The sequence below is a fragment of the Pontibacter sp. JAM-7 genome, from assembly GCF_048548695.2.
Taxonomy (GTDB): Bacteria; Pseudomonadota; Gammaproteobacteria; order Pseudomonadales; family Balneatricaceae; genus Neptuniibacter.
In genome coordinates, this window is record NZ_JBLYIF020000052.1 from 1 (window position 1) to 253 (window position 253).

General features: G+C 52.6%; 1 protein-coding gene. It reads right to left on the reverse strand.

Features of this window, described 5'->3' with window-relative positions:
• Positions 1–189 (reverse strand): hypothetical protein (locus tag ACFVYJ_RS13850; RefSeq protein WP_463255449.1); only part of this gene is annotated, 189 nt, incomplete at its 3' end.
• Positions 190–253: the final 64 nt, after the last annotated feature.

The following is a 253-nucleotide window of genomic DNA, read 5'->3' on the forward strand; positions in this document are numbered from 1 at the left end:
GGCTCTCAGCTCACGGTATTCAATGGCCTGTGCTGCTGGGTAATCGTTGCTGCTTGCTTCCGGACTTTGGTCGAGGTAAATCAATGCTTGTCTGGCATCGCTCTGTTCCAGAGCCGCTTTAGCTTTGTGTTTTGCGATATCAAAGCGCAGGGAGGGTGTCAGCAGTGACAGATCAATTTGATCGAGCACGGAAAGCGCGCGTTGTTTTTAGTTCAGCGTGAGCAGCAGCTTGGCAGCCTCCATGCGCAGTTCT